Raw genomic sequence first — 18,808 nt, forward strand, 5'->3', positions numbered from 1 at the left:
GGCTGTCGGGCCGATCGTGCCGTGTCGGGGCGACAGGAGTTGAACCTGCGACCTCCCGCTCCCAAAGCGGGCGCTCTACCAAACTGAGCTACGCCCCGGGGAATCCGCACGCAGATTCAGCCCCACCGAGTCTAACGGACGAGAGCACCCCCGCCAGTCCGCTATGATCGATGAGTCGGCACCGACTCCACGGGTCTCCGCCGACAACGGGGCTGTAGCTTAGTGGTAAAGCCTCTGTCTTCCAAACAGATGATGCGAGTTCGATTCTCGTCAGCCCCTCGCTCCGAAGGCCTCCGCAGATGCGGGGGCCTTCGTCTTTTTGTCGAACCGATGGACCTCCTTCTGGCAGAGTCGACATACGCAGGTCTTGACCGGAGGTCTCCACCGCATGTCCGTCCCCACCGGCTTCGTCGATCCCCCACCCGGCGGGCACACGCTGCCCCCCGTCTTCCACAGCGCCTCGCCGGCGCAGAGACGCCCGCGACGCCGGGCCGGGTGGCTCCTCGGCGCCCTCGGCATCCTGCTGGTCGCCGGCATCCTCTCAGCGCTGCAGGTGGCCGCGAATCTCGGTTACGACGAGGCCCGGTCCGACTTCGACGACACCCGCACCTCCACCCGATCCGCGATGTCTGTGGTGCAGGGGGCCGCGGACATGGTCGCGGGCACCGCGGAGGTCGCTGACCTCCTCCTCCAGAGCGACAGCGGGGTTCTCGTCGATCCCGCCGCGAGGGACGCCCTGACCGCCGCGGTCGGCGATGCCCGGGAGGCCGACGAGGCGGCCCGCCGACTCCTCGGCGAGTCGATCCCGGGCGCCGGACCGAAGCCCTCCTTCTTCTGGGAGCTGTTCGCGGCGTCCGAGGGTCTCGCCGAGCGGACCGACGACCTCGAGCGCGTCGGTCGGGACCTCGCCGCGCAGTCCCCCGAGCTGGACACCGCGAACGCCTCGCTCACCGATGCCGGCCTCGCCGTGCTGGGCTCGGCCGCGACCGCCGCGAGCTCGTTCGAGGCCGCGCACCTGTCCGCCAAGAACGACGCCGTGATCGCCCTGCGCGACGCCGCGACGGACGTCACTCTCGCCTCCGCGCTCGACGACCAGGCGGTCGGAGCGCTGGTCGCTCTGCAGGATGCCGCAGGGCAGGTCGTCGCTTCGGAGCAGGCCGAGCTCGCGGAGAAGGCGGGCCCTCTGCAGTCGGTGCGTCTCGAGATCGAGGCGTTCGCGCGGTCCCTGGCCCCCGGCGTCCTGATCGAGTTCGACTGGAGCCCGGTCGTCAACAACGCCGGATTCAACGGCAGCATGGGCGGCCTGACCACCTGGTGGTGGGACGAGCCGGACAGGGCGGTGATCGAGCTGTCGAACTCCGTCGCCGAGCAGTGGCCCGCCGATCGGAGCAAGGCGCTCGTCGCGCACGAGGTCGGACACGCGATCAGCGTGAAGTGCGAGGACATGTACGACTCCACCACGCAGGACAGCATCGAGAAGTGGGCGACGGCGTGGGCGATCGGGATGGGCTTCAGTGACGACGCCAATGGCGTGTGGGCCTACGGCTACCCGCCCCAGTCGTACATCGACGCCGCGCTCGCCTGCCGTTGAGAGACCGCGCCGGACACGAAGAAGCCGCCGCGACGGATCGCGACGGCTTCTGTCCCCTGAGGGCTCGAGGTCACTGACCGCGGCGCTCGCGCAGCTGGGTAAGCGCGTCCTCGAGGAGCTGGACGGCCTCCTCGTCGGTGCGCCGCTCCTTCACATAGGCGAGGTGGGTCTTGTAGGGCTCGGCCTTCGCCAGCGCGGGAGGGTTCGCCTTGTCGCGTCCGGCGGGGAGGCCGGACTGCGGGTGGTCGATCGTGTCGGGGATCTCCTCCTCGGGGAGGCCGGCGGCGAAGTAGCGCACCGTCTCGTTACCGAGTCCGTCCCAGTAGGAGACCGCGATGCGGTCGGCGTGGTAGCCGTGGTCCTGCTCCCCCATGGGGCCGGAACCGACACGGGTGCCGCGAATGGCGTTTCCACCGGTAGCCATCAGATCACCTGGAACTTCGTGATGAGACCGAGCGCGACGATCGCCACGAACCACGCGAGCGCGAGGATCACCGTGAATCGGTTGAGATTGCGCTCTGCGAGGCCCGACGAGCCGACGGCGGAGGACATGCCTCCGCCGAACATGTCGGACAGGCCGCCGCCGCGACCCTTGTGGAGCAGGATGAGGAGGGTCAGCAGGACGCTGGTGATACCCAGCACGACCTGCAGGACGAACTCGAGAATTTCCACGAGGAAGAGCCTTTCGCTGGGGCAGGACTGCCCCCGTAACGGTCAAGTATACGGTGCGGCGGGGCCGGAGCCCCGCCGCACGCGCTCATACCCCGACGTGCTTCTCGAAGCGGATGATGGCCGCGAACTCGTCGACGACCAGGCTCGCGCCTCCGACCAGGGCACCGTCGACGTCGGGCTCCCGCATGAAGCTGGCGATGTTCGCCGCCTTCACCGATCCCCCGTAGAGGATGCGGGTGCGGGCTGCCGCCTCGTCTCCGAGCACCTTCGCGACGACGGCGCGCAGGGCCGCGCAGACGTCCTGCGCCTGCTGCGGCGTCGCCGCCTGTCCGGAGCCGATCGCCCAGACGGGCTCGTAGGCCACGACGATGTCGGCGTCCTTCGAGAGTCCCTGCAGGGCGGTCTCGAGCTGACCGACCGGAACAGCGCTCGCGCCGAACTTCTCCAAATCCTCGGAGGTCTCGCCGACGCAGATGACGGGCGACAGGCCGTGCTTCAGCGCGGCCTTCGTCTTCGCGGCGACGACCTCGTCGGTCTCGGCGTGGTACTCGCGCCGCTCGGAGTGGCCGATGATGACGTACTTCGCGTCGAGCTTCGCCAGGAACGCGCCCGAGACCTCCCCGGTGTACGCGCCGGAGTCGTGTGCGGAGACGTCCTGCGCGCCCAGGGCGAACGGGATCTTGTCGGCATCGATCAGCGTCTGCACGCTGCGGATGTCCGTGAAGGGCGGGAACACCGCGACCTCGACGGAGCCGTCCTCGTGCTTGGCGTCTTTGAGCGTCCAGTGCAGCTTCTGCACGAAGGCGACCGCCTGCAGGTGGTCGAGGTTCATCTTCCAGTTGCCCGCGATCAGCGGGGTACGGGTGTTCATGCCCATCCGAGCACCTCCAGTCCGGGTAGTCTCTTGCCCTCGAGGAATTCGAGGCTGGCTCCGCCGCCGGTCGAGATGTGACCGAAGCGGTCGTCCGCGAAGCCGAGCTGACGCACCGCAGCGGCGGAGTCGCCGCCGCCGACGACGCTCAGCCCGTCGACCTCGGTGAGCGCCTGGGCCACGGCCTTCGTGCCGTTCGCGAACGCAGGGAACTCGAACACGCCCATGGGCCCGTTCCAGAACACCGTCTTCGACCCGCGGATGACCTCCGCGAAGCGTGCCGCGGTCTCCGGCCCGATGTCGAGGCCGATGCCCGCCGCGCCGAACGCGGTGCTCTCGATCGCGTCCGCGGACACGGTCTCGTGAGCGGCGTCCGCAGAGAACGACTCCGCCACGACGACGTCGGTCGGGAGGACGAGCTCGACCCCGCGCTTCTCCGCCTCGGCGATATAGCCGCGCACCGTCTCGAGCTGGTCCTCCTCGAGCAGGCTGGACGCGACGTCGTGGCCCTGCGCCTTGAGGAACGTGAACAGCATCCCGCCACCGACGAGGATGCGATCCACGCGGGGCAGGAGGTGGGAGATGACGCCGAGCTTGTCGCTCACCTTGGAGCCGCCGAGAACGACCGCGTAAGGCCGCTCGGGGTTCTCGGTCAGACGGTCCAGCACCTCGAGCTCGGCCGCGATGAGCAGACCGGCCGCCGACGGGATGAGCTCGGCGAGGTCGTAGACGCTCGCCTGCTTGCGGTGCACGACGCCGAAGCCGTCGGAGACGAGGACGTCGCCGAGCTCCGCCAGCTGCGCGGCGAACGCGCCGCGCTCGGCGTCGTCCTTCGAGGTCTCGCCCGCGTTGAAGCGCAGGTTCTCGATCACGACGACGCCGCCGTCCTCGAGGGAGTCGACGGCCTCCTGCGCCGACTCGCCGACGGTGTCGCGCGCGAACGCGACCGGCTTGCCGAGCAGCTCGGAGAGGCGCTGGGCGACCGGCGCCAGGCTGTACTGCGGGTCGGGCGCGCCGTCGGGGCGGCCGAGGTGCGAGCACACGACGACGCGGGCGCCGGCGTTGATGAGAGCGTTGAGGGTCGGCAGCGAGGCGCGCACACGGCCATCGTCCGTTATGGTCCCGTCCCGCAGGGGGACGTTGAGATCACAACGGACGATGACGCGCTTGCCCTCGAGCGAACCCAGCGAATCCAGGGTGCGCAGAGTCATGGGAGTGTCTCAGAGACGCTCGGCCACGTACTCGGTCAGGTCGACGAGACGGTTGGAGTAGCCCCACTCGTTGTCGTACCAGCTGGAGACCTTGACCAGGTTGCCGCTGACGTTGGTCAGGGTCGAGTCGAAGATCGACGAGTGCGGGTTGTGCACGATGTCGCTCGAGACGATCTGGTCGGCGTTGTACTGCAGGTAGCCGGCGAGGCGACCGTCGGCAGCGGCCTTCTTGTAGGCCTCGTTGACCTCTTCGACCGTCAGGTTCTCGCGGTCGGTGACGAGGGTGAGGTCGACGATGGAGCCGGTGGGGACCGGGACGCGGTACGACGAGCCGCTGAGCTTGCCGTTGAGCTCCGGGAGCACCTCGCCGATGGCCTTGGCCGCTCCGGTGGACGCCGGGGTGATGTTGATCGCGGCGGCGCGAGCGCGACGCAGGTCGCTGTGCGGGCCGTCCTGCAGGTTCTGGTCCGCGGTGTACGCGTGCGCGGTCATCATGAAGCCGCGGTCGATGCCGAACTCGTCGTTGAACACCTTCGCGAGGGGCGCGAGGCAGTTCGTGGTGCAGGACGCGTTCGAGATGATGTGGTGCGCGGCGGGGTCGTACTGGTCCTCGTTCACGCCCATGACGAACGTCGCGTCGACGCCCGTGCCCGGAGCGGAGATGAGGACCTTCTTGGCGCCTGCATCGATGTGCTTCTTGGCGGCCTCGGCCTTGGTGAAGAAGCCGGTCGACTCGATGACGATGTCGACGCCCAGCTCGCCCCAGGGGAGGTTGGCGGGGTCGCGCTCGGCGAACGCCTTGATGGCCTTGCCGTTGACGGTGATGCTCTCCTCGTCGTAGCTGATCTCGGCGTCCAGGACGCCTCCGACCGAGTCGTACTTCAGCAGGTGCGCCAGAGTCTTGTTGTCGGTGAGGTCGTTGACCGCGACGATCTCGAGGTCAGCGCCCTGCGCGAGAGCCGCGCGGAAGTAGTTGCGTCCGATACGGCCGAAGCCGTTGATGCCGATCTTGACAGACACTCAGGTCTCCCTGTTTCTCATGCGCTGTGCGCAGCAGAGATGCGTACGCGATGCGCGGGGGTTTTTGGCTGAGATGGCGTCCCGACGAGACCAGGCCCGTCGGGACGCGACCCGATTACGACAGTACCAGCAGGCCGTTCGTCTTCTCGCGGGCGACCTCGAAGCGCTGGGCGACGTACTCCCAGTTGGCGATGTTCCAGGCGGCCTTGACGTAGTCGGCCTTCACGTTCAGGTAGTCGAGGTAGAAGGCGTGCTCCCACATGTCGAGCTGGAACAGCGGGACGGTGCCCTGGGCGGTGTTCGACTGCTGGTCGAACAGCTGCTGGATGATCAGACGCTGTCCGATCGAGTCCCAGCTCAGCACCGACCAGCCGGAGCCCTGGATGCCCAGCGCGTTGGCGGTGAAGTGCGCCTGGAACTTCTCGAACGAGCCGAAGAACTCGTCGATGGCCGCCTTCAGCTCGCCCTCGGGCTCTCCCCCGCCGTTCGGCGACAGGTTGGTCCAGAAGATGGAGTGGTTGACGTGACCGCCGAGGTTGAACGCGAGGTCCTTCTCGAGCTTGTTCACGTTCGCGAGGTTGCCGGTCTCGCGGGCTTCGGCGAGACCCTCGAGAGCGGTGTTGGCGCCGGCGACGTAGGTCGCGTGGTGCTTGTCATGGTGGAGTTCCATGATCTTGCCGCTGATGTGCGGCTCCAGTGCTGCGAAGTCGTACGGGAGGTCGGGGAGCGTGTAGGTCGCCATTTCGCTTTCATCCAATCCGCGCCGCGCCGCGGCGCTTGCCGATCCTCCGCGCCACCGAAGTGCGGTGCGGAGCGGACTTAACTCATCCTAGTGACGACAACGCGTGCGCGTCCCGGATCCTTCCGCCGTATGACGAAGAGAGGCGGCCCCTTGACAGGGCCGCCTCTCTTCTGTTTTCGTGCGCTCGCGCCGGTCAGACGTCGAGTCCCGCGGGCACCGCGGCCTCGGTGCCGGGGATGCCCTCCTGCTGCGCGCGCTTGTCGGCCATGGCCAGCAGGCGGCGGATGCGGCCGGCGACGGCATCCTTCGTCATGGGCGGGTCGGCGTGGTGACCGAGCTCGTCGAGGCTCGCGTCTCGGTGGGCGAGTCGGAGCTCGCCGGCGACCTTCAGGTGATCGGGGACCTCGTCGGCGAGGATCTCCAGAGCACGCTCGACGCGAGCGCACGCGGCGACGGCGGCCTGCGCGGAGCGGCGCAGGTTGGCGTCGTCGAAGTTCACGAGGCGGTTGACGCCGGCCCGGACCTCGCGGCGCTGTCGCATCTCCTCCCACGCGACGGCGGTCTTCTGCGCGCCCATCTCGCTGAGGATGGTGCGGATGGCCTCTCCCTCGCGGACGACCACGCGGGGCATGCCGCGGACCTCGCGCGCCTTCGCGGCGACGCCGAGCTTGTGGGCCGCGCCGACGAGGGCCATCGCGGCCTCCGACGTGGGGCAGGCGACCTCGAGCATGGCCGAGCGACCGGGCTCGCTGAGCGTCCCGGCGGCGAGGAACGCGCCCCGCCAGAGGCCGGCGACCTCGGCGCGGGAGCCGGTGGTCAGTCGATTGGGCAGTCCGCGCACCGGACGGCGGCGCTGGTCGAGCAGACCGGTCTGCCGGGCGAGGGTCTCGCCGGCGGCGATCACGCGGACGGCCCACCGGGCTCCGTCGTTCGCGGTGCTCGATTGGACCTGCGCGATCTCCGGCCGCACACCGTAGATCTCGGCCAGGTCGCGGGCCACACGCTGCGCCAGGACCTCGGCGTCGACCTCGGCCTCGACGGCGACCCGCCCCGCGATGGAGTGCAGTCCACCGGCGAACCGGAGGATCGATGTGACCTCCGCGACACGCACCGTGGGGGGTGCATTACGGATGCTGACCAGCTCAGCCTTGACGTCGGTGGTTAGTGCCACGACACTCCTCTACGCTCACGCGCCGGATCGCGACGCAAACCTCCAGCTTACTCGGGCGGAGGCGGGTGCTATTCCCGGCCGAGGTCCCGATGACGCACGTTGACCGCGACGCCCGGCACGGCGGCGAGGCGGCGCGCGAGTTCCTCGGCCATGGCCACCGACCGGTGCTTGCCTCCGGTGCAGCCGATCGCGACGGTCGAGTGGCTCTTGTTCTCGCGCTGGTAGCCCTCGAGCACCGGCGTGAGCGCCGCGGAGTAGGCGTCGAGGAACTCGGCGGCCCCGTCCCGCGACAGGACGTACTCGCGGACGGTCTCGTCCTGACCGGTCAGCCCGCGCAGCTCCTCGTTCCAGAACGGGTTGGGGAGGAACCTCATGTCGGCGACGAGGTCGACGTCCGTGGGCAGCCCGTACTTGAACCCGAAGCTCATCAGCGTGACGCGGTGCCGGGCGGCACCCTCCTCCGAGAAGAGGTCGGACACCTGGGTGGCGAGCTGATGGATGTTCAGCGACGAGGTGTCGATCACCATGTCGGCGGACTCGCGGATCGGGGCGAGGCGCGAGCGCTCGGTGCGGATGCCGTCGAGCAGCGTGCCGTCGCCCTGCAGCGGGTGCGGACGTCGGACCGACTCGAAGCGGCGCACCAGGACGTCGTCCGACGCGTCGAGGAACAGCACGCGGATGGATCCGCGCGAGCGGAGTGCCCTGGCCACCCCGGGGAAGTCGTCGAACAGGTTGCGTCCGCGGACGTCGACGACCGCGGCGACCTTGGGCAGTGCGGGACCGCCCATGTCGGTCAGGTCCAGCAGCGGCCGGAGGATCTGCGGAGGGAGGTTGTCCACGACGTACCAGCCGAGGTCCTCGAGAGCGTTCGCGACGGTCGTGCGGCCGGCTCCCGACATCCCCGTGACGATGAGGAACTCGCCCTTGTCGTCGTCAGCCATCATCACTCCTTCTCCCCCGCCCCGACAAGCCTACCGAGTGCCGGGCTGTCGGGTGGAGAGATGGGTGTGGATGTTCTGCGCGAGCACCGGTCCGATCCCCTGGACCTCCTCGATCTGGCCGGGTTCCGCGGTGCGGAGCGCGGCGACCGAGCCGAAGTGCTTGAGGAGGACCTTGATGCGCGACGCCCCGAGTCCTGGCACCTCGGCGAGCACCGTGGTGATGTCGTTCTTGCGCCTCTTACGCTGATGCGTGATGGCGAAGCGGTGCGCCTCATCCCGCAGCCGCTGCAGCAGGTAGAGGGACTCGCTCGTGCGAGGGAGGATCACGGGGAAGTCCTCCCCCGGCAGCCAGATCTCCTCCAGCCTCTTCGCGATCCCGCACACGGCGATCTCCGTGTGACCGGCGTCTCGCAGCGCACGAGCGGCGGCCTCGACCTGCGGCTGCCCGCCGTCGACGAGGAGCAGCTGCGGCGGGTAGGCGAAACGCGGGCGGCGCTTGACCGTCGCCTCCTGCTCGCCCGAGGCCGTGTCGTCGAGCACGACGTCGTCGGTCTGCTCCTCGGGCCGGTCGAGATAGGCGAGCCGGCGACGGAGCACCTGGTACATGGAGTCGGTGTCGTCCGTGGTCTCGGGGATGTTGAAGGAGCGGTACTGGTCTTTCCGAGGCAGGCCGTCTTCGAAGACGACCATCGAGGCGACGACGTTGGTCCCGCCGAGATGGGAGATGTCGAAGCACTCGATGCGCAGCGGCGCCTCGGCCATGCCCAGTGCCTCCTGCAGATCGGTGAGCGCCTGGGTGCGTGCGACGTAGTCGCTCGTGCGGCGGGTCTTGTGCCGGATGAGCGCCTGCTGCGCGTTGATGGTCGCCGTCCGCATGAGGTCGGCGCGCTGTCCGCGCTGCGGCACCGCGATCTCGACCCTTCTGCCCCGTCGCTCCCGCAGCCACACCTCGAGGTCCGCGGCGTCGTCGGGCAGCGAGGGCACGAAGACGCGTTTGGGTACGTCCTGGGCGTCGCCGTAGGCGCGCTGGAGCACCTGGTCGACGAGGTCGGCGGTCGAGATGTCGATCTCCTTCTCGATCGTCATCGCGCGCACACCGCGGATGCGACCGCCCCGGATCACGAAGTGCTGCACCGCCGCCGCGAGCTCGTCCTCGGCGATGCCGAACAGATCGGCGTCCTCGTCGGTGGGAAGCACCAGCGCGCTCTTGCCGAGCACGGCGTCGATCGCCGTGAGCTTGTCGCGGTACTTCGCCGCGGCCTCGTAGTCCATCGCCGCGGATGCGGACAGCATGCGCTTGCGGAGCTCGCGAGTGAAGCGCTCATCCCCTCCGGCCATGAAGGCGACGAAGTCGTCGACCATGGCGCGGTGCTCCTCGATGGAGACCGTCATCGAGCAGGGACCGCCGCACTTGCCGATCTGCCCCGGGAAGCAGGGCCTGCCCGTCTGCATCGCCCGCTTGTAGCTCGAGTCGCTGCAGGTGCGGATCGGGAAAGCCTTCACCATCAGGTCGATGGTCTCGTGGACGGCCCACACCTTGGGATAGGGCCCGAAGTACCGCGCCCCGGGAATCTTGTGATTGCGGGTCACGATCACTCTCGGCGCCTCATCGCCGAGAGTGACCGCCATGAAGGGATACGACTTGTCGTCCTTGTAGCGGACGTTGAAGGGCGGATCGAACTCCTTGATCCACATGTACTCGAGCTGCAGCGAGTCGACGTCGGTCGGCACGACCGTCCACTCGACCGACGCCGCCGTCGTCACCATGCGACGGGTGCGCTCGTGCAGCGTCCGCAGCGGTGCGAAGTAGTTCGACAGCCGCTGCCGGAGGTTCTTGGCCTTCCCGACGTAGAGCACGCGCCCGTCGGCGTCACGGAAGCGGTACACGCCGGGATCGGTCGGTATCTCACCGGTCCGCGGCTTGTACGGCAGCACGTCCGCCATCAGCTGGCCTTCTTCGCGGCGCGCCCCTCACCCAGGATCTCCGCGAGGAACTGGCCGGTGTGGCTCTCCTCGACGCGGGCGATCTGCTCGGGGGTCCCGGTGGCGAGGATCTCCCCACCGCCGGATCCGCCCTCGGGCCCGAGGTCGATGACCCAGTCCGCGGACTTGATCACGTCGAGGTTGTGCTCGATCACGATCACCGTGTTGCCCTTGTCGACGAGGCCGTTGAGGACCTCGAGGAGCTTGCGGACGTCTTCGAAGTGCAGACCGGTGGTCGGCTCGTCGAGGACGTAGATGCTGCGGCCGTTGCTGCGGCGCTGGAGCTCCGTCGCGAGCTTCACGCGCTGTGCCTCGCCGCCCGACAGGGTGGTCGCGGACTGCCCGAGTCGCACGTATCCGAGGCCCACGTCGACCAGCGTCTTCATGTAGCGGTGGATCGCCTGGATGGGCTCGAAGAACTCCGCGGCTTCGGCGATCGGCATCTCGAGCACCTCGGCGATGTTCTTGCCCTTGTAGTGCACGGCGAGAGTGTCACGGTTGTAGCGCTTGCCGTGGCACACCTCGCAGTCGACGTAGACGTCGGGCAGGAAGTTCATCTCGATCTTGATCGTGCCGTCGCCGGAGCACGCCTCGCACCGACCGCCCTTCACGTTGAAGCTGAAGCGGCCCGGCTGGTAGCCGCGGACCTTCGCCTCCGGCGTCTCGCTGAAGAGCGTGCGGATGCGATCGAACACGCCGGTGTAGGTCGCCGGGTTCGAGCGCGGGGTGCGGCCGATCGGCGCCTGGTCGACGTGCACGACCTTGTCGAGGTTGTCGAGGCCGCTCACCCTGGTGTGCTTGCCCGGGACCGTGCGCGCGCCGTTCAGCCGCGATGCGAGCACCTGATACAGGATGTCGTTCACGAGCGACGACTTGCCCGAGCCGCTCACGCCGGTGACCGCGGTGAGCACCCCCAGCGGGAAGTTGACGCTCACGTTCTTGAGGTTGTTCTCCCGCGCGCCGACGACGCTGAGCATGCGCTTCTTGTCGAGCTTGCGCCGCTTCGCGGGGGTGGGGATCTCACGGCGTCCCGAGAGGTAGTCGCCCGTCATGGAGTCCGACTCCGCGAGCAGCGCCGAGTACGGGCCGGAGTGCACGACGTCGCCGCCGTTCACGCCGGCACCGGGGCCGATGTCGACCACCCAGTCGGCCGCCTCGATGGTCTCTTCGTCGTGCTCGACGACGATCAGCGTGTTGCCGAGGTCGCGGAGCTTGAGGAGCGTGTCGATGAGGCGTCGGTTGTCGCGCTGATGCAGGCCGATCGACGGCTCGTCGAGCACGTACAGCACGCCGGTCAGACCGGAGCCGATCTGCGTCGCGAGACGGATGCGCTGCGCCTCACCGCCCGAGAGCGACCCGGCGGAGCGGCTGAGGTTGAGGTACGACAGACCGACCTGGAGCAGGAAGTCCAGGCGCAGGCGGATCTCGCGCAGGACCTGCGCCGCGATCTTCGCCTCCCGGTCGGTGAGGGTCAGCGTCTCCATGAACGCGCGGGCGTCGGCGAGGCTCAGGTGCGACACCTCGGCGATGGAATGGCCGTGCACCTGCACCGCGAGCACCTCGGGCTTGAGGCGGTTGCCGTCGCAGACGGGGCAGGGCACCTCGCGGAGGTATTCGCCCCAGCGTGCACGCTGCGTGTCGGACTCGGCCTGGGCGTACTGGCGCTCGATGTAGGGCACGACGCCCTCGAAGCCCGAGGAGTATCGCATCTCCCGGCCGTACCGGTTCTTCCACTTCACCGTGACCTTGTAGTTGTCACCGCGGAGGATCGCGTCCTGGACGTCGACCCGGAGATCCTGCCAGGGCGTGTCGAGGGAGAACTTGAGGTCCGAGGCGAGACCCTCGAGGAGTCGCTCGTAGTACTGGAAGAGTCCCTTGCCCTGGGTCGTCCAGGGGATGATCGCACCCTCGCGGATCGAGAGCTCCTCGTCGCCGAGCATCAGGTCGACGTCGACCGACATGCGCGTCCCGAGGCCGGAGCACGCGGGGCACGCGCCGAAGGGCGCATTGAACGAGAACGTGCGGGGCTCGATCTCCGTCAGCGTCAGCGCGTGACCGTTCGGGCACGCCAGCTTCTCGGAGAAGGACTGCCAGGCGGCGTCGCCCTCCTCGTCGACGAAGTTCACCTGCACCACGCCGCCGGCGAGGCCGAGCGCGGTCTCCACCGAGTCGGTCACGCGGCCGAGGATGTCGTCCGCGGCGACCAGACGGTCGACGACCACCGCGATGTCGTGCTTGTAGCTCTTCTTGAGCGTCGGAGGCTCGGCGAGCTGGATGAGGTCGCCGTCGACGATCGCGCGCGCGTAGCCCTTCGCGCCGAGCTCTCGGAACAGGTCGACGAACTCGCCCTTCTTCTGCGAGACGATCGGCGCGACGATCTGGTAGCGCGTGCGCTCGGGCAGCTCCATGAGCTGGTCGGCGATCTGCTGCACCGTCTGACGCTGGATGCGCTCCCCGCACTCGGGACAGTGCGGGATGCCGATGCGCGCCCACAGCAGACGCATGTAGTCGTAGATCTCGGTGATCGTGCCCACGGTCGACCGCGGGTTGCGGTTCGTCGACTTCTGATCGATCGACACCGCGGGGCTGAGGCCTTCGATGAAGTCGACGTCGGGTCGGTCGACCTGACCGAGGAACTGACGCGCGTAGGCGCTCAGCGACTCGACGTACCGACGCTGCCCCTCGGCGAAGATGGTGTCGAACGCGAGACTCGATTTTCCCGACCCGGACAGGCCCGTGAACACGACCAGGGAGTCGCGCGGGATGTCGATGTCGACGTTCTTCAGATTGTGTACGCGGGCACCGCGAACACTGAGTTTTCCTGGGGATGCAACGGGGACGATGGGCACCGGACAAGTCTACGAGGGGCCACGGACATTGGCTCCGTGAGCGCTCACAGGAAGCGCGCGCACGGCTCAGGAGACAGCGGGGCGGCGCCCGGCGAACGCCGCGAGCCCGTCTCGCAGGGCAGCGATCTCCTGCATATCCATGCCGACCGCCGCCATCACCTGACGCGGCACGTCGAGTGCGCGCTCCCGCAGCGCGCGCCCTGCGTCGGTGAGCGTGATGTCGAGTCGACGCTCATCCAGAGCGCTGCGCTGTCGGGCCACGAGTCCGTCGGCTTCGAGGCGCTTCACGAGCGGCGACGCGGTGGCCGGGTCCAGCGCGAGATCGGCGGCCAGATCCCCCAGCGGTCGAGGCGCGCGCTCCCACAGCGCCAGCATGACGAGGTACTGCGGATGCGTGAGCCCGAGAGGCTCGAGGATCGGGCGATAGACCGCCACGACGTTCCGCGCCGCGGTCACCAGGGCGAAGCACAGCTGGTCGTCGAGACGGAGGAGGTCATCGGAGGTCGTCACGCGCTCGACTATACAGGGGCACTAACAGTTAGTACACTAATGAACATGACCTCGTCCGGTGATCGTCCTCCGCTCCGCTCCCGCATCCGGGAGGCGGGGGGCCTCTATTCCTGGATCAACACGAATCTCATCCGGTTCGCCGGCCCGGCATCCGTCGGCCCCTACGAGAAGACGCCCCCGCCGAGCGCCGCAGAGCGTGCGGAACGCGCCTGCCCGCTCTGCGGAGCCCCGATGACCCAGCACGAGATCGACCGCAGCGGGCCGAAGCCGCTCATCCACTGCCCCTGACGTCCCGCGGCCGCGTGCGGATGCGGCTCAGGTCGCGGACGCGGCGTCCTCGCGCGCGACGTCGAGCCAGAACACCAGATCGTCGTCATCGGACAGCGCCCCGGGCGACACGTCGAGCCATCCGGTCCCCATCGTCCTCGGCCCCATGACGGCGACCTCGACACCGGGCCTCGTGACGAGGGCCGCTCCGCTCTCCTCGTGAACGCGTACGAGGAGGACACCGCCTCGGCGAGCCCCGACCAGGATGCGCCCGTCGAGAAGGAATGCTCGAGTGCCGAACATCCGCTTCTCCTCGACCTCCGTGCCGGAGGTCAGCAGCGCCCGCACCCGGTCGGCGAGCTCTTTCTGCTCCGTGTCCACAGCCAGCCCCCTCCGCTCAGGCGTGTCCCGCGCGCTCCATGGCGCGGAGCTCCTTCTTGAGATCCTGCACCTCGTCGCGCAGACGTCCGGCCAGTTCGAACTTGAGCTCGGACGCCGCCGCGAGCATCTGATCCGAGAGGTCCTGGATCGTCGCCTCGAGCTGCTGCGCGCCCTCCGCCGCGATGCCGGTGCGGCGGAGGTTCGGGGTCGGCGACTTGCCCTTGCCGCTCGCGCGCCCTCGTCCGGACATCATGTCCGCGGTGTCGGCGCCCTCCCGCGCCAGCACCTCCGTGATGTCCGCGATCCGCTTGCGCAGCGGCTGCGGATCGATGCCGTTCTCCTTGTTGTACGCGAGCTGCTTGTCGCGGCGGCGGTCGGTCTCCTCGATCGCCTTGGCCATGGAATCGGTGATCTTGTCGGCGTACATGTGCACCTCTCCCGACACGTTTCGGGCCGCACGGCCGATCGTCTGGATGAGCGACGTGCCCGAGCGGAGGAACCCCTCCTTGTCGGCGTCGAGGATCGCCACGAGCGACACCTCGGGGAGGTCGAGTCCCTCGCGGAGCAGGTTGATCCCGACGAGGACGTCGTAGACGCCGGACCGCAGCTCGCTGAGCAGCTCGACCCGTCGGAGCGTGTCGACGTCGGAGTGGAGGTACCGCACCCGCACGCCGTGCTCGCCGAGGAAGTCCGTGAGCTCCTCGGCCATCTTCTTGGTGAGCGTCGTGACGAGCACGCGCTCGTCACGCTCGACGCGGACCCGGATCTCCTCGAGCAGGTCGTCGATCTGGCCCTTCGAGGGCTTGACGACGATGTGCGGGTCGACGAGCCCCGTCGGTCGGATGATCTGCTCGACCACACCGTCGGCGATGCCCATCTCGTACTTGCCGGGCGTCGCCGACAGGTAGACCGTCTGGCCGATGCGGTTCTTGAACTCGTCCCACCGCAGCGGGCGGTTGTCCATCGCGCTCGGAAGGCGGAAGCCGTGGTCGACGAGGGTGCGCTTGCGGGAGGCGTCGCCCTCGTACATCGCTCCGATCTGCGGAACCGTCACGTGGGACTCGTCGATGACGAGCAGGAAGTCGTCCGGGAAGAAGTCGAGGAGCGTGTGCGGGGGCTCGCCCGGCATCCGACCGTCCATGTGCCGTGAGTAGTTCTCGATGCCCGAGCAGAAGCCCAGCTGCTGGAGCATCTCGAGATCGAAGGTCGTGCGCATGCGCAGGCGCTGCGCCTCGAGGAGCTTGCCCTGCCGCTCGAACTCCGCGAGTCGCTCCTCGAGCTCGTGCTCGATGGTGCCGATGGAGCGCTGGATGACGTCGGTGCCTGCCACGTAGTGCGAGGCGGGGAAGATCGGCACGGCGTCGAGCTTCTCGATCACCTCGCCGGTGAGCGGATGCAGCGAGTACAGCCCCTCGATCTCGTCACCGAACAGCTCGATGCGGATCGCGTGCTCCTCGTACACCGGGATGATCTCGATCGTGTCGCCGCGGACCCGGAAGTTCCCGCGCGAGAAGTCGACGTCGTTGCGGTTGTACTGCATGGCGATGAACTGGCGGATGAGGGCGTCGCGGTCGTACCGCTCCCCCACCTGCAGGGCCACCATGGCGCGCAGGTACTCCTCGGGGGCGCCGAGGCCGTAGATGCAGGAGACGGTGGACACCACCACGACGTCGCGCCGACTGAGCAGCGAGTTCGTGGTCGAGTGGCGCAGGCGCTCGACCTCGGCGTTGATCGAGGAGTCCTTCTCGATGAAGGTGTCGGTCTGCGGCACGTACGCCTCGGGCTGGTAGTAGTCGTAGTACGAGACGAAGTACTCGACGGCGTTGTTGGGCATGAGCTCGCGGAACTCGTTCGCCAGCTGGGCGGCGAGGGTCTTGTTGTGGGCCAGCACGAGCGTGGGGCGCTGCACCTGCTCGACCAGCCACGCCGTGGTGGCGGACTTGCCCGTACCGGTCGCACCCAGCAGCACGACGTCGGTCTCGCCGGCGTTGATGCGGGCGGCGAGGTCGGCGATGGCCTTCGGCTGGTCGCCGGCGGGCGCGTACTCGCTGATGACCTCGAACGGACGGACGCTGCGGGTGGTCTGCATCCCTCCAGCGTAGGCCGGGCCACGGACATCGGGGGCGGTGTCGGCGGCCGGACCTAGAGTGGGGCCGTGATCGAGTTCCTCATCGGCACCAGCCTGGCCGCGTCCGCGGGTCTGAACGCGTGGATGCCGCTGTTCCTGCTCGGCCTCGCCGACCGCCTCCTGCCGGCCGTCGAGCTGCCCTCGGCGTGGTCGTGGCTCGCGGGGGACGTCTCGCTGTGGATCCTCGGAGGCCTGCTCCTCCTGGAGATCGTCGCCGACAAGATCCCCGCGCTCGACTCGGTGAACGACGTGGTGCAGAGCGTCCTCCGACCGGCGACCGGAGGCATCGCCTTCGGCGCGGGCGCCGGAGCGCATACGATCGCCGTCGACGACCCTGCGGCGTTCTTCACCGACGACGCGTGGGTGCCGGTGGTGATGGGCGTGGTCGTCGCGCTCGTGGTGCACGTCGTCAAGGCGACCGCTCGGGTCGCGGCGAACGCCACCACCGGCGGCCTGGCCGCCCCGGTGCTCAGCACGGCCGAGGACGGCGCGTCGTTCGCCCTCGCGGCCGCCGCCATCCTCGTGCCGCTGCTCGCCGCAGCCCTGCTCGTCTGTCTCGCGGTCGCCGTCGTGGTGCTGCTGCGACGACGAGCGCGTCGACGGCGCGAGCGCGACGCGACCGCTGCTGTCGGACCCTGAGCACCTGCCCGCGTCAGCGGAGCTCAGCCGATCGGTCGTGCGCCTTCGGCACCCGGCAGCGCCGCGCGCGCGAGGATCGCAGCAGTCCCGCAGAGGGCGAGCACCGCGAGCACGAACCAGAGCCAGTCGCCCGCACCGAAGACGATGCCCAAGGCCCATCCGAACAGGCTCGAGCCGGCGTAGTAGCCGAAGTAGTAGAGCGACGAGGCCTGAGCCCTGCTGTCCGGTGTCGCCGCGATGGGGGCCCATCCCGAGGCCACGGCATGCGCACCGAAGAAGCCCGCCGTGAAGAGCAGCAGTCCGACGAGCACGACGATCGTGGTCGTGGTGAGCATCGCGGCCGCGCCGACGGCCATCACGAGGGTCGCGCCGAGCAGCACGGGATAGCGTCCGATCCGCGAGGCGAGTGATCCGGCCCAGGGGGACGAGACGGTCCCGGCGAGGTAGGCGAGGAAGAGCAGGGTCACCAGCCAGGCCGGAAGGTCGAACGGCGGCCCCGACAGATGGAAGCCGAGGTAGTTGTACACGGCGACGAACGCGCCCATCAGCAGGAAGCCCTGCGCGTGGAGGGCACGCTGGGCTCTCGATCGGAGCGGCCCGAGCAGGCGCGCTCCGAGTGCTCCGACCCGCCGCTCCCGATCCGGGACGAACCCCCGGGCGCGAGGGACGAGCCACAGGAACAGCACCGCCGCGCCCGCGCAGACGACGGCGACGCTCCCCATCCCGGTGCGCCACCCGCCGTGCTCGCCGACGATCCCCGACACGATGCGACCGAGGAGACCGCCGACGGTCGTCCCCGCGATGTAGCTCCCTGCGGCGGCCGCCGCGCTGCGCGCACTCACCTCCTCGCTGAGGTAGGCGAGGGCGACGGCCGGGACCGCGCCGAGCGCCACTCCCTCGAGCAGCCGGAGCACGAGCAGGAGCTCCATCCCCGTGCTCAGCGGTGCGAGCAGACCGAATGCCGTGGCGGTGAGGACGCCGATCGCCATCGCCGGCACGCGGCCGATGCGATCGGCCACCAGGGACCACGGGATGACCGCCGCCGCGAGTCCGAGCGTCGCAGCGGACACGCTGAGCGCGGCGGTCGCCGGGGCGATGGCGAGGTCCTCCGACAGCTGCGGCAGCACGGCCTGCGGAGAGTAGAGCTGCGCGAACGTCGCGATCCCGGCGAAAAAGAGCCCGGCGATCAGGCGACGGTAGCTCGGGGTCCCCGGCGCGTGTCCGGTGAAGGTCACCGTCGGCGGATCCGCTCCCAGAGCGCATCGGTCTGCGCCACCGTCTCGTCCAGCGCCCCCGAGGTGTCGATCACCTCGTCCGCGATCGCCAGTCGGCGGTCGTCCGAGACCTGCGCGTCGATCCGGGCCTGAGCCGCCTCCGCGCTCATCCCGCGGATCTCCACGAGTCGGCGACGGCGGACATCGGCCGGGGCATGCGCGACGACGATGAGATCCCAGGGATCCTCGACGCGCGCCTCCACGAGCAGGGGGACGTCGTAGACGACGACGGTCTCGGAGTCCGCGGCCGCCGCCTCGGCGAACCTGCGCTGGGACTCCGCCCGCACAGCGGGGTGGACGATCGCGTTGAGCCGCGCGAGCAGCTCCTCGTCGCCGAACACCCGAGCCCCGAGGCCCGCGCGGTCGAGGGATCCGTCCTCCGCGATCACCTCGGCCCCGAAGGTCTCCGCGATGCGCGTGAGCACCGGCGATCCGGGAGACTGGACATCCCGGACGATCTGATCGGCGTCGACGATCACCGCCCCGAGTTCGGCGAGACGCCGGGCGATCGTCGACTTCCCCGATGCGATGCCGCCGGTGAGCGCGATGAGAGGCATG

The 18,808-nt window shown here is 69.1% G+C and carries 18 protein-coding genes and 2 tRNA genes; 4 read left to right on the forward strand and 16 right to left on the reverse strand.

What is annotated here, in order from left to right; genetic code table 11:
- Nucleotides 1-24 precede the first annotated feature (24 nt).
- A tRNA-Pro gene (locus A4X16_RS10935) sits at nt 25-98 on the reverse strand.
- 110 nt (nt 99-208) lie between these two features.
- Here A4X16_RS10935 and A4X16_RS10940 point away from each other — a divergent pair.
- Nucleotides 209-279 (forward strand) — tRNA-Gly (locus tag A4X16_RS10940).
- A 109-nt stretch (nt 280-388) separates the two neighbouring features.
- A complete protein-coding gene (locus tag A4X16_RS10945; protein WP_067120438.1) occupies nt 389-1,591 on the forward strand; it encodes a hypothetical protein in 1,203 nt (400 codons plus the stop codon).
- A gap of 70 nt (nt 1,592-1,661) precedes the next feature.
- Here A4X16_RS10945 and A4X16_RS10950 read toward each other — a convergent pair whose 3' ends face one another.
- The 11 genes from A4X16_RS10950 to A4X16_RS11000 all read right to left on the reverse strand — a co-directional run bounded on the left by A4X16_RS10950 (nt 1,662) and on the right by A4X16_RS11000 (nt 13,561).
- A complete protein-coding gene (locus A4X16_RS10950; RefSeq protein WP_067120440.1) occupies nt 1,662-2,015 on the reverse strand; it encodes an RNA polymerase-binding protein RbpA in 354 nt (117 codons plus the stop codon).
- A complete protein-coding gene (secG, locus tag A4X16_RS10955) occupies nt 2,015-2,263 on the reverse strand; it encodes a preprotein translocase subunit SecG (protein ID WP_067120442.1) in 249 nt (82 codons plus the stop codon). The genes A4X16_RS10950 and secG overlap by 1 nt, the downstream gene beginning before the upstream one ends.
- An 85-nt stretch (nt 2,264-2,348) precedes the next feature.
- On the reverse strand, nt 2,349-3,140 hold the full coding sequence (tpiA, locus tag A4X16_RS10960) for a triose-phosphate isomerase (protein ID WP_067120444.1): 792 nt from the start codon (nt 3,138-3,140) through the stop codon (nt 2,349-2,351).
- Nucleotides 3,131-4,345 carry a phosphoglycerate kinase gene (locus tag A4X16_RS10965; RefSeq protein ID WP_067120446.1) on the reverse strand — a complete coding sequence of 405 codons (1,215 nt, stop codon included), beginning with the start codon at nt 4,343-4,345 and terminating at the stop codon, nt 3,131-3,133. The genes tpiA and A4X16_RS10965 overlap by 10 nt, the downstream gene beginning before the upstream one ends.
- A 9-nt stretch (nt 4,346-4,354) precedes the next feature.
- Nucleotides 4,355-5,365, reverse strand: coding sequence for a type I glyceraldehyde-3-phosphate dehydrogenase (gene gap / locus A4X16_RS10970; RefSeq protein ID WP_067120448.1), 1,011 nt, complete (start codon nt 5,363-5,365; stop codon nt 4,355-4,357).
- Between the two features lie 115 nt (nt 5,366-5,480).
- Nucleotides 5,481-6,107: a superoxide dismutase gene (locus A4X16_RS10975; protein WP_067120450.1), complete on the reverse strand. Its 627-nt coding sequence runs from the start codon at nt 6,105-6,107 to the stop codon at nt 5,481-5,483.
- 193 nt (nt 6,108-6,300) lie between these two features.
- Nucleotides 6,301-7,278, reverse strand: a complete 978-nt coding sequence (gene whiA, locus A4X16_RS10980) for a DNA-binding protein WhiA (RefSeq protein ID WP_067120452.1) — start codon at nt 7,276-7,278, stop codon at nt 6,301-6,303.
- Nucleotides 7,279-7,346: 68 nt separating this feature from the next.
- Nucleotides 7,347-8,219, reverse strand: coding sequence for an RNase adapter RapZ (rapZ, locus tag A4X16_RS10985; protein WP_067120454.1), 873 nt, complete (start codon nt 8,217-8,219; stop codon nt 7,347-7,349).
- Nucleotides 8,220-8,249: 30 nt separating this feature from the next.
- Nucleotides 8,250-10,163: an excinuclease ABC subunit UvrC gene (gene uvrC, locus A4X16_RS10990; protein WP_067120456.1), complete on the reverse strand. Its 1,914-nt coding sequence runs from the start codon at nt 10,161-10,163 to the stop codon at nt 8,250-8,252.
- Nucleotides 10,163-13,051 (reverse strand): excinuclease ABC subunit UvrA, encoded by a 2,889-nt coding sequence (uvrA, locus tag A4X16_RS10995; protein ID WP_067120458.1) that lies wholly within the window; start codon nt 13,049-13,051, stop codon nt 10,163-10,165. Before uvrA ends, uvrC begins: the two co-directional genes overlap by 1 nt.
- 66 nt (nt 13,052-13,117) lie before the next feature.
- Nucleotides 13,118-13,561: a MarR family winged helix-turn-helix transcriptional regulator gene (locus A4X16_RS11000; RefSeq protein WP_067120461.1), complete on the reverse strand. Its 444-nt coding sequence runs from the start codon at nt 13,559-13,561 to the stop codon at nt 13,118-13,120.
- Between the two features lie 45 nt (nt 13,562-13,606).
- Here A4X16_RS11000 and A4X16_RS11005 point away from each other — a divergent pair, with 45 nt between their 5' ends.
- Nucleotides 13,607-13,849, forward strand: coding sequence for a hypothetical protein (locus tag A4X16_RS11005; RefSeq protein WP_442922911.1), 243 nt, complete (start codon nt 13,607-13,609; stop codon nt 13,847-13,849).
- A 27-nt stretch (nt 13,850-13,876) separates the two neighbouring features.
- On the opposite strand, the gene A4X16_RS11010 is transcribed toward A4X16_RS11005, so the two are convergent.
- Nucleotides 13,877-14,209, reverse strand: coding sequence for a TfoX/Sxy family protein (locus tag A4X16_RS11010; RefSeq protein ID WP_231880339.1), 333 nt, complete (start codon nt 14,207-14,209; stop codon nt 13,877-13,879).
- Nucleotides 14,210-14,225: 16 nt separating this feature from the next.
- Nucleotides 14,226-16,298 (reverse strand): excinuclease ABC subunit UvrB, encoded by a 2,073-nt coding sequence (uvrB, locus tag A4X16_RS11015; protein WP_067120465.1) that lies wholly within the window; start codon nt 16,296-16,298, stop codon nt 14,226-14,228.
- A 66-nt stretch (nt 16,299-16,364) separates the two neighbouring features.
- On the opposite strand from uvrB, the gene A4X16_RS11020 reads away from it, so the two are divergent.
- Nucleotides 16,365-16,976: a DUF4126 domain-containing protein gene (locus A4X16_RS11020; RefSeq protein ID WP_067120467.1), complete on the forward strand. Its 612-nt coding sequence runs from the start codon at nt 16,365-16,367 to the stop codon at nt 16,974-16,976.
- A 23-nt stretch (nt 16,977-16,999) separates the two neighbouring features.
- On the opposite strand, the gene A4X16_RS11025 is transcribed toward A4X16_RS11020, so the two are convergent.
- Together A4X16_RS11025 and coaE are read right to left on the reverse strand one after the other, a co-directional pair.
- Entirely contained in the window at nt 17,000-18,211 is a 1,212-nt protein-coding gene (locus A4X16_RS11025; RefSeq protein ID WP_067120469.1) for an MFS transporter, read from the reverse strand.
- Nucleotides 18,208-18,807 carry a dephospho-CoA kinase gene (coaE, locus tag A4X16_RS11030; protein ID WP_067120472.1) on the reverse strand — a complete coding sequence of 200 codons (600 nt, stop codon included), beginning with the start codon at nt 18,805-18,807 and terminating at the stop codon, nt 18,208-18,210. The genes A4X16_RS11025 and coaE overlap by 4 nt, the downstream gene beginning before the upstream one ends.
- Between the last annotated feature and the right edge of the window lies 1 nt (nt 18,808).

The sequence above is a fragment of the Microbacterium sp. H83 genome (genome assembly GCF_001650405.1).
Taxonomy (GTDB): domain Bacteria; phylum Actinomycetota; class Actinomycetes; order Actinomycetales; family Microbacteriaceae; genus Microbacterium.

What these genes read in the sequence shown, in the direction of transcription:
- coaE (WP_067120472.1), bottom strand. Translation starts at nt 18,807, where the DNA reads ATGCCTCTCATCGCGCTCACCGGCGGCATCGCATCGGGGAAGTCGACG.
- rapZ (WP_067120454.1), bottom strand. Translation starts at nt 8,219, where the DNA reads ATGGCTGACGACGACAAGGGCGAGTTCCTCATCGTCACGGGGATGTCG.
- tpiA (WP_067120444.1), bottom strand. Translation starts at nt 3,140, where the DNA reads ATGGGCATGAACACCCGTACCCCGCTGATCGCGGGCAACTGGAAGATG.
- A4X16_RS10945 (WP_067120438.1), top strand. Translation starts at nt 389, where the DNA reads ATGTCCGTCCCCACCGGCTTCGTCGATCCCCCACCCGGCGGGCACACG.
- A4X16_RS10975 (WP_067120450.1), bottom strand. Translation starts at nt 6,107, where the DNA reads ATGGCGACCTACACGCTCCCCGACCTCCCGTACGACTTCGCAGCACTG.
- A4X16_RS11005 (WP_442922911.1), top strand. Translation starts at nt 13,607, where the DNA reads ATGACCTCGTCCGGTGATCGTCCTCCGCTCCGCTCCCGCATCCGGGAG.
- uvrC (WP_067120456.1), bottom strand. Translation starts at nt 10,163, where the DNA reads ATGGCGGACGTGCTGCCGTACAAGCCGCGGACCGGTGAGATACCGACC.
- uvrB (WP_067120465.1), bottom strand. Translation starts at nt 16,298, where the DNA reads ATGCAGACCACCCGCAGCGTCCGTCCGTTCGAGGTCATCAGCGAGTAC.
- A4X16_RS10965 (WP_067120446.1), bottom strand. Translation starts at nt 4,345, where the DNA reads ATGACTCTGCGCACCCTGGATTCGCTGGGTTCGCTCGAGGGCAAGCGC.
- A4X16_RS10950 (WP_067120440.1), bottom strand. Translation starts at nt 2,015, where the DNA reads ATGGCTACCGGTGGAAACGCCATTCGCGGCACCCGTGTCGGTTCCGGC.